Below are 15,598 nucleotides of genomic sequence, written 5' to 3'. Positions count from 1 at the left end.
CCGCTGTGAAGGTCGGCAGGTGATATGCCCGATACATTTTCGTGACCTTCGGGGAAGGTGTCACTCTCCGTGGTGTCACCCGTCGCAGGGGGTGCCCAGTGCCGGTATACCGGCCAATCTCCGGGGTGGCGCCGGGTTGTCGGTGGGGCGCCCTAGACTCGGAGAGCGATGAGCAGCCTCTTTGACGACAGCTTCCTGGCGAGCCTCCAGACCCCCCGCGGTCACGAGGAGGAACCCCCGCCGCCGCCCGAGGGCGATCACGGACCGGAGCCGGTCCCGCACGATCTGTTCGGCGGGAAGTTCGACGCGCCGCCGGACCGGGACACCCACTACCGCGACGGCGCCCCCCGCCCCGCGCTGGACGCCGCCGCGCTCCTGGACGGGCTGAACGACAACCAGCGCGCCGCCGTCGTGCACTCCGGCTCCCCGCTGCTCATCGTGGCCGGTGCCGGATCCGGCAAGACCAGGGTCCTCACCCACCGCATCGCCCACCTGCTGGCCGAGCGGAGCGTCCACCCCGGCCAGATCCTCGCGATCACCTTCACCAACAAGGCCGCGGGCGAGATGAAGGAGCGCGTCGAGCAGCTCGTCGGCCCGCGCGCGAACGCGATGTGGGTGATGACCTTCCACAGCGCGTGCGTCCGCATCCTGCGCCGGGAGTCGAAGAGGCTCGGTTTCACGTCCTCGTTCTCGATCTACGACGCCGCCGACTCCAAGCGCCTGATGGCGCTCGTCTGCCGCGACCTCGACCTGGACCCCAAGCGCTTCCCGCCCAAGTCCTTCAGCGCGAAGATCAGCAACCTCAAGAACGAGCTGATCGACGAGGAGGACTTCGCCGCCCAGGCCGCCGACGGATTCGAGAAGACCGTCGCCCAGGCGTACGCCCTCTACCAGTCGCGGCTGCGCGAGGCCAACGCCCTCGACTTCGACGACCTGATCATGACGACGGTCAACCTGCTCCGCGCCTTCCCGGACGTCGCCGAGCACTACCGCCGCCGCTTCCGGCACGTCCTGGTCGACGAGTACCAGGACACCAACCACGCCCAGTACTCCCTCGTGCGCGAGCTGGTCGGCACCTCCGAGCACCCCGTCGACGTGCCGCCCGAGGCCGAGGTCCCGCCCGCCGAGCTGTGCGTGGTGGGCGACGCCGACCAGTCGATCTACGCCTTCCGCGGCGCCACCATCCGCAACATCCTCCAGTTCGAGGAGGACTACCCGGACGCGACGACGATCCTCCTGGAGCAGAACTACCGCTCCACCCAGACGATCCTCAGCGCCGCCAACGCGGTCATCGAGCGCAACGAGTCCCGCCGCCCCAAGAACCTGTGGACCAACCAGGGCGCCGGCTCGCGGATCACCGGGTACGTCGCCGACACCGAGCACGACGAGGCGCAGTTCGTCGCCGACGAGATAGACCGCCTCACGGACGCGGGCGAGGCGAAGGCCGGCGACGTCGCCGTCTTCTACCGCACCAACGCACAGTCCCGTGTCTTCGAAGAGGTCTTCATCCGCGTCGGCCTGCCCTACAAGGTCGTCGGCGGCGTCCGCTTCTACGAGCGCAAGGAGGTCCGGGACGTCCTGGCGTACCTGCGGGTGCTGGCCAACCCCGAGGACTCGGTGCCGCTGCGCCGCATCCTCAACGTCCCCAAGCGCGGCATCGGCGACCGCGCCGAGGCCATGATCGACGCCCTCTCCCAGCGCGAGAGGATCAGCTTCCCGCAGGCCCTGAAGCGGGTCGACGAGGCGTACGGCATGGCCGCGCGCTCCGCGAACGCCGTCAAGCGGTTCAACACGCTCATGGAGGACCTCCGGACGATCGTCGAGTCCGGTGCCGGTCCGGCGACCGTGCTGGAGGCGATCCTCGAACGCACCGGCTACCTCGCCGAGTTGCAGGCCTCCACCGACCCCCAGGACGAGACCCGCATCGAGAACCTCCAGGAACTCGCCGCCGTCGCCCTGGAGTTCGAACAGGAGCGGGCCGAGAGCGAGGAGCCCGGAACCCTGGCCGACTTCCTGGAGAAGGTCGCGCTGGTCGCCGACTCCGACCAGATCCCCGACGAGGAGGACGGCGACGGCGTCGTCACCCTGATGACCCTGCACACCGCCAAGGGCCTGGAGTTCCCGGTCGTCTTCCTCACCGGCATGGAGGACGGCGTCTTCCCGCACATGCGCGCCCTCGGGCAGGCGAAGGAGCTGGAGGAGGAGCGGCGCCTGGCGTACGTCGGCATCACACGCGCCCGTGAGCGGCTCTACCTGACCCGGTCCACACTGCGCAGCGCCTGGGGGCAGCCGTCGTACAACCCGCCCTCGCGCTTCCTGGAGGAGATTCCGGCACCCCACCTGGAGTGGAAGCGGACCGGGGCGAACGGGCCCGCGCCCTCCGCGCCGGTCTCGGGCGTGGCGGCCTCGCTGTCGTCGTCCCGCTCCCGCTCCTCGGCGTCGGGCGCGTCCGGCTTCGCCACGCGCCGGTCCGCCGCCGCCGAGCAGGCGACGGTCTCCCTGTCGGTCGGGGACCGTGTCACGCACGACCAGTTCGGGCTCGGGACGGTGGTCGGGGTGAAGGGCACCGGGTCGAACGCCGAGGCGACGATCGACTTCGGCGACACCAAGCCGAAGCGGCTGCTGCTGCGGTACGCGCCGGTGGAGAAGCTCTGAGGGTGCGTCGCGGGTGCCTCGCGGGTCTGCCGCGGGGCCTCGCGGGTGCATCGTGGGTCTGTCGCGGGGCCTCGCGGGGGTTGCCTGCGGGCGCGGCGCGGGTGTTGCGCCGCGGGCGCGGCACCCCGAGCGCCCGCGCCGCCGGCCCGGGGCCGGGCTGCTGAGACGTTACGGCGTCAGGACGGGTTGAGGCCGTGGCTGCGCAGCCACGAGAGCGGGTCGATCGCCGAGCCGCCCGAGGGACGCACCTCGAAGTGCAGGTGCGGGCCGGTCGAGTTGCCCGAGTTGCCGGAGAACGCGATCGCGTCGCCGGCCTTCACCTTCGTACCGGAGGGCACCTGGTAACTGGAGAGGTGGCAGTACCAGGTCTCCGTACCGTCCTTCGCGGTCACGATCATCATGTTTCCGTACGCGCTGTTGTACTGCGTGCGGACCGTGCCGTCGGTCGAGGCCATCACCTTCGTGCCGTACGACACCGGGAAGTCGATCCCGCTGTGCACGGACATCCAGTTGATGCCGGCCTGGCCGTAGTACGCGCTGAGACCGTGCTGGGCGACCGGGAGCGCGAACTTGGGGCGCAGCCGCTCCTTGCGGGCCGCCTCCTGCGCCGCGCGCTTCTTCTCGGCGGCCTGCTGGGCCTTGAGGTCGATGCGTTCCTGGGTCCGGCTGGCCCGGTCGGCGAAGTCGTCGGCTCCGGCGGCGAGGCTCGTGAGCTGGGTGTCCAGCTTGTTGTTGGCGGCGGACGGCTTCACCGGCGCCGCTTCCGTGTCACCCGCGGTGCCCGCGTCCGCCGCGGACGCCCTGGTCTCCTTGCCGTCGTCACCGGTGAGGCCGCCGACCGAGGCCGCGGCGATACCGGCGACGCTCATCACGCAGGCCGACGGCACGGCGATGGTCAGCAGCGCCGAACGCTTGGCGGGCTGGCGGCGGCGGGAACGCGACCCACCGCGGGAGGCGGTGCGTGCGGCCGGAATCCGGGCGGCCGGGCTGACCTCTTCCTGGCCCTCCAGGAGAGCGGTCACGGTGGGGAGTTCGCCGGTGGCGGCCAGGTCGTCGTCGCGCGGGGCGGGTTCCTCGGCGGTCGGCGGGGTGTCCGCAGGGCCTTCCGGCCCGGTGTCCTGTGCCGTCTGCGGGCTCTCCGCCGTGGTGCCGTCCGAGTTCCACTGCGTGGCGTCGTAGGCGCCGGTGTCGGCCGTGCCGGTCGTGAAGGTGCCGGTCGTGAAGGTGCCGGTTTCGTACGTGCCGGTGGCGAAGGTGTTGGTGTCGAAGGTCTGCGTGCCCCATTGCCACTGCTGGGTCTGATCCGCCGGCTCGCCGGACTGGTCCGGCTGGGCCCAGGCGCCGGTGTCCCACTGTCCGGTGGCCTCGACGCCCGTGGCCTGCGGCGGCACGGAGGCGGGCTGCTGGTAGTCGGCCGTCCACGTGGTCGTGTCGTAGGCGCCGGTGTCGTAGGCGGCGTGGTGCTGGGCCGCGTACGCGTCGTAGTTCAGGGCCTGTCCGCTGCCGGTGGACCACTGGGTCGCGTCGTACGTGCCTGTGGCGTCGTAGGAACCCGTGGTCTCGTACGACCCCGTGGCGTCGTGGGTTCCGGTGTCCTGGCCCGGGAGGCAGGCGAAGAGGGGGTCCGCGTCGAAGGCCGCCGTGGTGGTGCCGCCGGTGGAAAAACCGGTGGTGGCATATCCGCCGTACGTGGTGAGGTCGCCGTACTGGGCCTCCCCTGTGCCGTACGACGCGTACTGCGCCGGATCGGCGTCGGAAGCCGAAGCCGGGGTGGTCATGGTCCCCGACGGGTGACGGTCGTTCACCAACTTCTCTTTCGCCTCGACAACAGGGGCTGCCAGAGCAGTGCGGCGACTGTACCCGGCGGTATACGGGCACGACAATCTTCGTCAGGTTTCACGCGCGAAGGAAACGGGCAATCGGCCGTGTTTTGGGGGACGGCGGGCACGAGTTTGGCTTTGTGTTCGATGTTTGTTCGATGGCGAACGGGTTGCGTCGGCTGTTTTTCGGAGCCTGACCGGAGTCTTCTCGGGAACTTGTGAGGGTCTTCTGGGGGCCTCGAGGGGTTTTCCGGGTCCTTTCCGGGTCTCAGGCGACCGTCAGGCCGCCGGCGTGCTTGCCGGTTTCCGCGCCCGCCTCCGTCTCGGTCGTGTCCAGTGCCTGCCGTATCCCGGTGGCCACGGCGGGGTGCACGGGGAGGGCGAGGTGGCCGATGCCGCTCACCCGCACGTTCTGCACCGTCAGGTCGGGGTGGTCGAGGCAGGCGGTCTCCAGCGGGTCCATCACGCGGTCCAGATCGCTCCAGAAGCTGACGAACTGTGTACGGCAGCCGGGCGACGGCAGGGTCAGCTCCTCGAGCACCGCCGATCCGGGGCGCATCTGGCGCACGATCGGATGCGCGTTCGCCAGGGGGACCACCCGAGTCCCGGCGTGCGGGGTGCCGAGCGTCACGAGTGTCCGGACGCGGAGGTCTCCGGCGAGGCGCTGCACGTAGTACCGGGCTATCAGTCCGCCGAGGCTGTGCCCGACGATGTCGACCCGCTCACTGCCCGTCCGTTCGCAGATTTCCTCTATGTGCCGGCCGAGCAGCTCGGCCGCGGTGCGGATGTCGCAGGTCAGAGGGGAGTAGTTCAGCGACTCGATCTGGTGTCTGCCGTGCTGGGCCAGGCTGCGGCGCAGGAGCAGGAAGACCGAGCGGTTGTCGATGAAGCCGTGCAGCAGGACGACCGGGGGGCTGCTGCGGGCCGGGAGCCGGGGGGTGGGAGGGGAGGGCTGCCGGTCCTGGGCGGCCTGTGGCGGGAGGGCCGAGATCGGGCGGCGCTCCTGGATGATCCCCGAGGGATACAGGAGTAAGTGCCCGGCGAGGATCGCGACCTCCAGGGCGCTTGCCTTGATGAGGGTCAGGGAGAGTCCGGTCAACCGGCCTGGGAGACCTGTGAGCCCGGGCAGTCCTGGAAGCCCGGGCAGGTCGGACAGGCTGGGTATGTCAGGCAGGCCGGGCAGACCGGGCAGACCGGGCAGGCTGGGCATGCCGGGCAGGAGACGCTGACAGAACGGGAGAAGGGGCAGTGCTGTCGTGGTGACCTTCATGGGCCGACCTCCTGTCGGCACGCGCGGTGACGCCTCTGTCCCCCGTGTGCCCTTGTGGAGAGCCGTGACACCAGTGATTGGTGATGTTTGTGAGGTTCGCCCGTTCGAGCGCGCCGCTGCGCATGGCAGCGCCCTGTGAGCCCTGTGGTGTCGTTGAAACGGCGACGAGGCCCGCTGCTGCCCTGCACTGCCTTCGCTGCGGCTCTCCGTACGCGTAGTGCCGCCGCGCCCTGGAACGGTGTGCGGCGAACATGTCCCACTGTGTGATTTCCCCCTCTGTATCCACCGCGAAACTGCCGGTTGCGGGATGCTGGCGATAACGTTCGTTCACTTCCCGGACGATGTGGTGCGGGGTGTCTGCGTCGCCAAAGTGTGCTGCTTCGTGTGCTTGTGTGCTGTGTGCGCGATGTGTGCGATGTGTGCGATGTGCGTCTTATGTGTATGCCGCGCCCTGTGTACGGCGTCGGTGAAGTGTGCGGTACTTGTCGGTACGGATGGATGTAGTCGCTTCATGGAGGCAGTGATGGGTGTGGCAGCCGGTCCGATCCGCGTGGTGGTGGCCAAGCCGGGGCTCGACGGCCACGATCGTGGGGCCAAGGTGATCGCGCGGGCGCTGCGCGACGCCGGTATGGAGGTCATCTACACCGGGCTCCACCAGACACCCGAGCAGATCGTGGACACCGCGATCCAGGAGGACGCCGACGCGATCGGGCTGTCCATCCTCTCCGGTGCGCACAACACGCTCTTCGCCGCCGTGATCGAGCTCCTCAGGGAGCGGGACGCGGCGGACATCCTTGTCTTCGGCGGCGGGATCATCCCCGAGGCGGACATCGCCCCTCTGAAGGAGAAGGGCGTCGCGGAGATCTTCACGCCCGGAGCCACCACGGCGTCGATCGTGGACTGGGTGCGGGCGAACGTGCGGGAACCCGCGGAGGCGTAGGCGCCGGGTCCGCGTGCACGGGTGGCCGCGCACGAAGGGCGGCACCGCAGCCGATGGGTAGCCGATGGGCGCCCGGGTCACTCGGGCCACTCAGGTCACGCGGGTCACTCGGGTCACGCGGGTCGGTCACTTCGGCCATGCGGGTCACTCGGGTCGCGCGGGGCGCCCACGGCCATGCGGGGCACTCGGCCACCCAGGGTGCCCAGGGCCACCCGAGGCGCCCAGGGCCACGCGGGGCACCTAGGGGCCGCCCACGGGCACTCGACGGGTGGGCGCGGGCGCGAGCGGGTGGCTGTGGTCGCGGGCGAGTGGGCCTGGGCGGTGCTTGCCGGGGGCGGGTGCGGGCGCGTGGCGCGTGCCGTCGGCGTCAGCGTCGCGTCCCGTTGTCTCCCGCGCCGAGTTCCTCGGCCATCGCCGCGCGCAACCGCAGAGTCGTGACGAGCCGTTGAAACGCCTCCGCCCAGTACCCCCCGGCTCCCGGCGACGCGTCCTCCGTTTCGTCCGGTATCGCCAGCAGGCCGTCGAGTCGCCCCGCCTCCGAGGGGTCGAGGCAGCGCTCGGCCAGACCCATGACGCCGCTGAAGCTCCACGGGTAGCTCCCGGCATCACGAGCGATGTTGAGCGCGTCGACCACCGCCCGTCCGAGCGGCGGTGCCCACGGCACTCCGCACATGCCGAGCAACTGGAACGCCTCGGACAGACCGTGCGTCGCGATGAACCCGGCGACCCACTCGGCCCGTTCGCCGGAGCCCAGGGTGCCGAGCAGTTTGGCCCGCTCGGCCAGGGAAACCGCGCCCGGCCCCCCGGCCTCGGGCGCCGTGGGTGTTCCCAGCAGAGCCCTCGCCCATGCGCCGTTCCGCTGCCGTACCGCAGCCCGGCACCACGCCGCGTGCAGGTCGCCCTGCCAGTCGTCCGCCACCGGCAGGGCGACGATCTCCTCGGGGGAACGTCCACCGAGTCGCTCCGGCCAAATCCCGAGCGGAGCCGCCTCCACCAACTGACCGAACCACCACGAGCGTTCCCCCCGACCCGAGGGCGGATTGGCCACGACGCCGTCCCGCTCCATGCCCGCGTCGCACTCGTGGGGCGCCTCGACCGCGATCGCCGGTGGGTCCGGGGTGCGGTCGAGGGACACGCATGTCACGGCTCGCGCAGCCATCCGCGCGGCGAGCGCCGAATCCGGCAGCGCCGACAGCAGCTCCGCAGCCGTTGCCCGTACGTTGCGGCTGCGGTCGGCCAGCGACTGTTCCAGGAACGGTTCGTCCGCCGGCTCCAGGCCCGTCCGCAGCGAGTCGAGGAACATCAGCCGGTCCTCGGCCCGCTCCGTGGCCCAGGTCGAGGCGAGCAGCTCGCGGGCGCCTGCGGGGTCGCGGGCACGCAGGGACGCCAGCAGGGCGACCCGCTCGGCGAACAGGCCCTCCTCCCAGAGCCGGCGCACCCGCTCCGTGGCACCGGGGCCCGGCAGCGCGGTGCCTCCGCCCGGTGTCGCGCGCAGGGCGAACCGCCAGTCCGGGTTCAGCCGGGCCAGCCACAGGGCGCGGGGCCCCGCGAAGGCCAGTGCCGCCGGACGCAGGTCGGTACGCCCTCGTGCCGCGTCCAGCAGGGCCGGCAGCGCCTGGGGCGGCGCCGCATAACCGCGGGCGTTCGCCGTCGCCAGCCACTGGGGCAGCAGTTCCATCAGGTCGGGCGCGGCACCCCTGCGGCCGCCGCCCGCCGTGCCGGGACGGTCGGCGAGCAGCATCGTGAGACGGCGGGCGGCCGCAGCCGGCAACGGGGGGCGGGGGTCCTCGGGGGCCGGCTCCGGACGCCGGGCGGCGCGGGCGGGGAGCAGGCCGGCGCGCCGGCGGACGGTCTCCGCCGCCGCCGCGTCCAGCAGCGCCGCCGGTGCGCCGGGGCCGGGCCGGCAGCCCGGGGGAGTGCGCCGGTCCGTGCCGAGCAGCGCAGCGGTGACGAGTTCCTCCCAGACGCCCGGAACGGGCGCGTCCGCGGGGGCGGGCGTCCTGGTCATGAGCACTCCTTTCAGGTACCGGTCCGGTTCATCCGTGCGGGTTTGTCGGTGCAGATCTGTTCGTGCAAATTCGTCCGTGCGGGTTCGTCCTTACGGGTTCGTCCGTGCGGGTTCGTCTGTGCGGGTCTGTCCGTACGGGCTCATTCCGGGTCATTGCGTGGGCGGGTCAGTGCAGCGGCACCGCCGGGCCAGGTCCGGTCGGCCAGGCCGTCAGTGGAGTGAAGCCCCGGTGGCCGCACTCACCGAAGACCTTGAGGGGTGCTCCGCCCGACAGGGCGACCAGGAGCCACAGGCCCGACCGGTTGCCGGCCGCGGGGAGGAGCGGCAGCGCCGTGTCTCCCTCGGCGTCCGCCAGCTGCCAGGAATCGCCGTCCGGTACCGGGACGACCCGGTCCAAGGTCACCGGTACCGACTCCAGCCACGGGTCGTCGCGGAGCGCCTCGCCGTAACGGGCGGCCGCCTGGGAGGTGGTCACCCCTCTCGGACGTATCTCCGCCGGTACGGGCGGCGCGAACCGCCGTCCAAGGGCGGCGCGCTGCTGACCGGCGCCCGGATACGCCGACACCTCCGCCTCCAGGGTCAGTCCCACCGGCAGTGCCGGCTCCGGTGCCCGGCCCGCGGCCCCGTAGGAGAGGAGCAGCGCGGCGCGGTCCGTCTCCGCGCCGTACAGCCATGTGCGACGGGTCGTCAGTCGTGCGTCCGCCGTGTCGTACTGGGCGAGGACCAGCCAGTGGTCCCGCACCGGGGGGCCGGCCGCGGACGCGGTCAGGCCGACGCGTGAACGGACCGTCGCCGCGAGGCCGTCCGGCAGCTGCTCGCGGCGCAGCCAGCCCTGGTCCAGCAGGTGCAGGAGAGCGCACTCCTCCAGCAGCCTGACCGGCCAGCCGGGACCCGAAGACGGTACGGCCCCCAGCTCCCGCACACGCGAGGCCAGCCCCGACGCCTGGGCGTCGACCATGCGGGCCGCCGTCTCCTCCCACAGTCCGTACCCCGCCTGCTCCGCGCCGGCCAGGCCACCGCGCAGCAGGTCCGTCAGCCGCTGCTCCAGCTCCGTCGCACCCCCGGTGATCCGCTCGGCCCGCTGCTCCGCCCGGCGCCGCGCCGCCTCCGACTCACCGGACCCGGCCGCGGACCCGGACCCGGACCCGCCCGCCGTCCTCTTCCTCTCCGCGCGCTCGCGGCGTCCGGCGACCCACTGCTTCACCCAGTCCGGCGCCTGGGCCCCCGGCACCGCTCCATCGCCGTCGGCCCAGAGCAGCAACAGCCCGATCACGTGCTTGCACGGGATCTTGAGGCTCGGGCAACCGCACTTGTATGCGGGTCCGGACGCGCCCGCGATGTCGACGGCCGTCTGGTACGGCTTGCTGCCGCTGCCCTTGCACAGCCCCCACACCGTCCCCTCGTCGTCGGAACTCCCCACTCCGGTCCACGGGCCGGCCCTTCCGAGCCTGCTCCCCGCCGTGCGTGACGAGGCGTCAGGCGCCAGTGCCAGCACCTGGTCCGTGCTCCAGCGCTCCCCCTGCTGAGTCATGCCATCGAAGGTAGGACCCGCCACTGACAATCGGTCCGAGCGGCGGTGTTCTCGCAGGTCAGAGTGATTGTCAGTGGTGTGGTGCACCGTGGATGACAGATCGAACCGGCCGAGCTGGAGGGGGAATCAGCCATGCCTGTGTCCGTAGAACCGAAGTCCGTGGAGCCGGCGTCCGTCGAACCGAGTCACATCGGTTCCGCGACCGGTGCGGAGGCCTTGCGCCCGCACGCCGAGAACGCGTTCTCGGCCGAACTCGCCGCACTGGCGGCGCACGACGACCGTCCGCGCCCGACTCGCTGGAAGCTCTCGCCGTGGGCCGTCGCCACCTACCTGCTCGGCGGCACCCTGCCCGACGGCACGGTGATCACCCCGAAATACGTGGGCCCGCGCCGCATCGTCGAGGTCGCCGTCACCACACTCGCCACCGACCGTGCCCTGCTCCTGCTGGGTGTTCCCGGCACCGCCAAGACGTGGGTGTCCGAACACCTCGCCGCGGCCGTCAGCGGCGACTCGACCCTGCTGGTGCAGGGCACGGCAGGCACACCCGAGGAGGCGATCCGCTACGGCTGGAACTACGCGCAGCTCCTCGCCCACGGCCCCAGCCGGGACGCCCTCGTACCCAGCCCGGTCATGCGGGCCATGGCGGAGGGCATGACCGCCCGCGTGGAGGAACTGACCCGCATTCCGGCGGACGTACAGGACACACTCATCACGATCCTGTCGGAGAAGACCCTTCCGATACCGGAGCTGGGCCAGGAGGTGCAGGCGGTCCGCGGCTTCAATCTGATCGCCACCGCCAACGACCGTGACCGCGGAATCAACGACCTGTCCAGTGCGCTGCGTCGCCGCTTCAACACTGTCGTACTGCCGCTGCCGGAGACCGCCGAGGCGGAGGTCGAAATCGTCTCGCGCCGCGTCGACCAGATCGGCCGCTCCCTCGACCTGCCGTCGGCTCCTGACGGCATCGACGAGATCCGCCGGGTCGTCACCGTCTTCCGGGAGCTGCGCGACGGGCTGACGAGCGACGGGCGTACGAAGGTGAAGTCGCCGAGCGGCACGCTGTCGACGGCGGAGGCCATCTCCGTCGTCACCAACGGGCTGGCGCTGGCCGCCCACTTCGGCGACGGGGTTCTGCGGCCCGGTGACGTCGCCGCGGGCATTCTCGGCGCCGTCGTCCGGGACCCGGCCGCCGACCGCGTCGTCTGGCAGGAGTATCTGGAGACGGTCGTCCGCGAGCGCGCCGGCTGGAAGGACTTCTACCGGGCCTGCCGGGAGGTGAGCTCGTGAGCGGCATGCGGATGCGGAAGGGTCGTGGACCGGGTGTTCCGGTGCTCTGCCCGGCGGGGGACGACGGGGACTCGACCTGGACCCGTAGGCGAGGGGGACGGCGTGGCGGGCACTGACAGGGCTGGGAGCGGTGCGACCGGCAGGCTGGGCGGAACCGCTGGTTCCGGGGGTTCCGCTGGTTCCGGGGGTTCCGGGGATTCCGGGGGCGGACCGCTCCTGCTGGGCGTACGACACCACGGTCCGGGATCGGCACGGGCGGTCCGGGCCGCGCTGGAAACGTCCCGGCCGGGCGTCGTGCTCATCGAAGGGCCGCCGGAGGCCGACGTCCTGATCCCACTGGCCGCCGACGAGGACATGCGGCCGCCGGTCGCGCTCCTCGCCCACGCCGTGGACGAGCCCGGCCGCTCGGCCTTCTGGCCGCTGGCCGAGTTCTCCCCGGAGTGGGTGGCCGTCCGATGGGCCCTGGAACACGACGTCCCCGCCCGCTTCATCGACCTCCCTGCCGCACACACGCTGGCGTGGCAGGAGGCGGACGGTGCGGCGGAGGGGACGGGGCCGGGGGAGCCCGGCCCCGGCAAGGGGACCGAGCCCGGCGCCGCCGTCCCCGACTCCGTCCGGGGCGATCCGCTCGCCGCCCTCGCCCGGGCCGCCGGCCACGACGATCCCGAGCGCTGGTGGGAGGACGTCGTCGAGCACCGCGGCGTGGCAGGCGGGGACGTGCTCGCGCCGTTCACGGCCCTGGAGGAGGCCATGGGGGCGCTGCGCGAGACGGAGGAGGAGGGCGGGCACCACCGGGACCTGGTGCGGGAGGCGTACATGCGGCTCCAGGTGCGGGCGGCGCGGCGCGAGTTCGCCGAGGGCGTCGCCGTGGTGTGCGGTGCGTGGCACGTGCCCGCGCTGCGGCGCAAGGTCGCCGTCGCCGCCGACCGGGCGCTGCTGAAGGGGCTGCCCAGGACCAAGGTGGACATGACCTGGGTGCCCTGGACCCACCGTAGGCTGTCCCGGGCCGGGGGGTACGGGGCGGGCATCGAGTCGCCGGGCTGGTACGGGCATCTGTTCGCCGCGCCGGACCGGCCCGTCGAGCGGTGGCTGACCAAGGTGGCCGGGCTGCTGAGGGAGGAGGACCAGGCCGTCTCCTCGGCGCACGTCATCGAGGCGGTGCGGCTGGCCGGGACCCTCGCGGTGATGCGCGGGCGTCCACTCCCGGGGCTGACCGAGACGACGGACGCCGTACGGGCGGTGATGTGCGAGGGCTCGGACGTGCCGCTGGCGCTCGTGCACGACCGGCTGGTGGTGGGGGACGCGCTGGGGGCGGTGCCCGCGGGGGCACCGGCGGTGCCGTTGCAGCGCGACCTCGACCGGATCCAGCGGCGGCTGCGGCTCAAGCCGGAGGCACTGGAGCGGGAGCTGGAACTCGACCTGCGCAAGGAGACCGACGCGGGGCGCAGCAGACTGCTGCACCGGCTGCGGCTGCTCGGCGTCAGCTGGGGCGAGCCGGCCGCCTCGCGGGGCAGCACGGGCACGTTCCGGGAGACGTGGCGGCTGCGGTGGGAGCCGGAGCTGTCGGTGCGGGTCGCCGAGGCCGGGGTGTGGGGCACGACCGTGCTCGCCGCCGCGACGGCCAGGGCCGAGGCCGACGCCGTCACGGCGCAGGGCCTCGCAGAGGTCACCGCGCTCGCCGAACGCTGCCTGCTGGCCGAACTGCCGGACGCGCTGCCCCCGGTGATGCGGATACTCGCCGACCGCGCGGCGCTCGACGCGGATGTCGGCCACCTCGCCCAGGCCTTGCCGGCCCTCGTCCGTTCCCTGCGCTACGGCGATGTGCGCGGCACCGACACCAGCGCCCTTGCCGAGGTCGCCGCGGGTCTCGCCGAACGGATATTCGTCGGACTGCCCGCGGCCTGCGCCGCGCTGGACGCGGACGCGGCCGAGGAGATGCGCCGACACGTGGATGCCGTGCACGGCGCGGTGGGCCTGCTCGGTGACGCCCCGGCGCCGGGCCACAGCGACCTGCGGTCCCGGTGGCGGGCCGTGCTGCGGGCGCTCTCCGTGCGGGACACCGTGCCCGGCGTCGTCCGGGGACGTGCCGTACGGCTTCTGCTGGACGACGGCGAGCTGGCGCCGGGGGAGGCGGCGCGGCTCATGGGCCTGGTGCTGTCCCGGGGGACGCCACCGGCGGACGCGGCGGCATGGATCGAGGGCTTCGTCGGTGGCGGCTCGGGCGGCGGCATGCTGCTCCTTCACGACGAGAGGCTGCTCGGCCTGATCGACGCCTGGCTGACCGGAGTGCCGGCAGAGGCGTTCACGGACGTACTGCCGCTGCTGCGGCGCACCTTCTCGGCCTACGAGCCGGGAGTGCGGCGCAGCCTCGGTGAGCTGGTCCGGCGCGGACCGGAGTGGCGGGGGAGTGTGACGACGGCCGGTTCCGGCATACCCGGCTTCGCGGCCGGGCTCGACACCGGACGCGCCGACGCTGTGCTGCCGGTGATCCGGCTGCTGCTGGGCGTGGACGCGGTGGGTGTGGCTGGCGCGATGGACTCCGCAGAGGCGACGGGCGGGGCGAATGTGATCGGCAGGGCGCGAGTGGCTGATGGGGCGAAGGCAGCTGGCAGGGCTGACGTGCCTGAGGGGGCCGACATGGCTGGTGGGGCGCCGGTGGCCGGCAGGGCCGATGGGGTGGACGCGTGCACCGGAACCGTCGGGCCGGGCGCCGGTGGCCGGCGGCCGGGATCCGACGACAACGACCTTGTGGGAGTGGACGCATGACGACCGACCGGCTGGATGCCGGCCCAGCGCAGGAACGGCTGCGGCGGTGGCGGCTCGTGCTCGGCGGTGATGCGGCCGACGGCACCGGTCGCACGCTCTCCGGACAGGACGCCGCGATGGACGGGGCGCTCACCGCGCTCTACGGGAAGGGGGACACACCGCGGGCGGGGCGCGACCGTTCGGCGGGGCTCGGGGCCTCCGCGCCGGCCGTGGCGCGCTGGCTGGGGGACATCCGGACCTACTTCCCGTCCTCCGTGGTGCAGGTCATGCAGCGGGACGCGATCGACCGGCTCGGTCTCGCCACGCTCCTGCTGGAGCCCGAGATGCTCGAGGCCGTGGAGGCCGACGTCCATCTCGTCGGCACCCTGCTCTCCCTCAACAAGGCGATGCCGGAGACGATCAAGGAGACGGCGCGGGCCGTCGTGCGCAAGGTCGTCGAGGACCTGGAGAAGCGGCTCGCCACCCGCACCCGGGCCGCCCTCACCGGCGCCCTGGACCGCAGCGCCCGCATCAGCCGGCCCCGCCACCACGACATCGACTGGAACCGCACGATCGCGGCCAATCTCAAGCACTACCTGCCCGAGTACCGGACGATCGTGCCGGAGCGGCTCATCGGTTACGGCCGGGCGTCCCGGTCCGTGAAGAAGGAGATCGTCCTCTGCGTCGACCAGTCCGGTTCGATGGCGGCGTCCGTCGTGTACGCGTCCGTGTTCGGCGCGGTGCTGGCGTCCATGCGGTCGATCGACACCCGGCTCGTCGTCTTCGACACGGCGGTCGTCGACCTCACCGACCAGCTCGACGACCCGGTCGACGTGCTCTTCGGTACGCAACTCGGCGGAGGCACGGACATCAACCGCGCGCTGGCGTACTGCCAGTCGCAGATCACCCGGCCCACGGAGACGGTGGTCGTGCTGATCAGCGACCTGTACGAGGGAGGCATACGGGACGAGATGCTCAAGAGGGTCGCGGCGATGAAGGCGTCGGGGGTGCAGTTCGTGACGCTGCTGGCGCTGTCCGACGAGGGGGCGCCCGCGTACGACCGGGAGCATGCGGCAGCGCTCGCCGCGCTGGAGGCACCGGCGTTCGCCTGCACGCCCGATCTCTTCCCTGAGGTGATGGCCGCGGCGATCGAGAAGCGGCCCTTGCCGATACCGGATGCCGGGTGACGACCTGTCGATCCGGGGTGGCCCGACTGCCACCGGCAAAAGGGATATGACTGGCCATCGGTGAAGCCGGGCTTGCGTATTCTCCGGACTCCCGTGCGAGGATCACGCGGCGTGTCGATGCGTTGACCGGCGCGCGACCCGTTCCGCCGCACGGG

At 72.3% G+C, this 15,598-nt stretch carries 9 protein-coding genes; 5 read left to right on the top strand and 4 right to left on the bottom strand.

All coding sequences use genetic code 11. The annotated features are described in order from the left end of the window. The first annotated feature begins 168 nt into the window (after positions 1-168). On the top strand, positions 169-2,655 hold the full coding sequence (gene pcrA / locus ACP4J0_RS03805) for a DNA helicase PcrA (RefSeq protein WP_426597172.1): 2,487 nt from the start codon (positions 169-171) through the stop codon (positions 2,653-2,655). A 176-nt stretch (positions 2,656-2,831) separates the two neighbouring features. On the opposite strand, the gene ACP4J0_RS03800 is transcribed toward pcrA, so the two are convergent. Both ACP4J0_RS03800 and ACP4J0_RS03795 read right to left on the bottom strand, forming a co-directional pair. Further along, on the bottom strand, positions 2,832-4,460 hold the full coding sequence (locus tag ACP4J0_RS03800; protein WP_426597171.1) for a M23 family metallopeptidase: 1,629 nt from the start codon (positions 4,458-4,460) through the stop codon (positions 2,832-2,834). A 283-nt stretch (positions 4,461-4,743) separates the two neighbouring features. Next, positions 4,744-5,745: an esterase/lipase family protein gene (locus tag ACP4J0_RS03795; RefSeq protein ID WP_426597170.1), complete on the bottom strand. Its 1,002-nt coding sequence runs from the start codon at positions 5,743-5,745 to the stop codon at positions 4,744-4,746. A gap of 523 nt (positions 5,746-6,268) precedes the next feature. Here ACP4J0_RS03795 and ACP4J0_RS03790 point away from each other — a divergent pair. After that, complete coding sequence (locus ACP4J0_RS03790; RefSeq protein WP_055418278.1) at positions 6,269-6,685, top strand: cobalamin B12-binding domain-containing protein; 417 nt, start codon at positions 6,269-6,271, stop codon at positions 6,683-6,685. Positions 6,686-7,052: 367 nt separating this feature from the next. Here ACP4J0_RS03790 and ACP4J0_RS03785 read toward each other — a convergent pair whose 3' ends face one another. After that, complete coding sequence (locus ACP4J0_RS03785) at positions 7,053-8,693, bottom strand: DUF5691 domain-containing protein (RefSeq protein WP_426597169.1); 1,641 nt, start codon at positions 8,691-8,693, stop codon at positions 7,053-7,055. A 166-nt stretch (positions 8,694-8,859) separates the two neighbouring features. Further along, positions 8,860-10,224 carry an SWIM zinc finger family protein gene (locus ACP4J0_RS03780; protein ID WP_426597168.1) on the bottom strand — a complete coding sequence of 455 codons (1,365 nt, stop codon included), beginning with the start codon at positions 10,222-10,224 and terminating at the stop codon, positions 8,860-8,862. A gap of 132 nt (positions 10,225-10,356) precedes the next feature. Here ACP4J0_RS03780 and ACP4J0_RS03775 point away from each other — a divergent pair, with 132 nt between their 5' ends. From ACP4J0_RS03775 to ACP4J0_RS03765, 3 genes are all read left to right on the top strand, one after another. After that, positions 10,357-11,511 carry an ATP-binding protein gene (locus tag ACP4J0_RS03775; protein WP_426597167.1) on the top strand — a complete coding sequence of 385 codons (1,155 nt, stop codon included), beginning with the start codon at positions 10,357-10,359 and terminating at the stop codon, positions 11,509-11,511. 216 nt (positions 11,512-11,727) lie between these two features. Beyond that, complete coding sequence (locus tag ACP4J0_RS03770; protein ID WP_426597277.1) at positions 11,728-14,277, top strand: DUF5682 family protein; 2,550 nt, start codon at positions 11,728-11,730, stop codon at positions 14,275-14,277. Continuing rightward, entirely contained in the window at positions 14,274-15,443 is a 1,170-nt protein-coding gene (locus ACP4J0_RS03765) for a VWA domain-containing protein (RefSeq protein ID WP_426597166.1), read from the top strand. The genes ACP4J0_RS03770 and ACP4J0_RS03765 overlap by 4 nt, the downstream gene beginning before the upstream one ends. The last annotated feature ends 155 nt before the right edge of the window (positions 15,444-15,598 follow it).

The organism is Streptomyces sp. WG7 (assembly GCF_049975785.1).
Taxonomy (GTDB): domain Bacteria; phylum Actinomycetota; class Actinomycetes; order Streptomycetales; family Streptomycetaceae; genus Streptomyces.
Note: the sequence above shows the minus strand (reverse complement) of the source record. Positions and strands in the feature narration are given on the sequence as shown.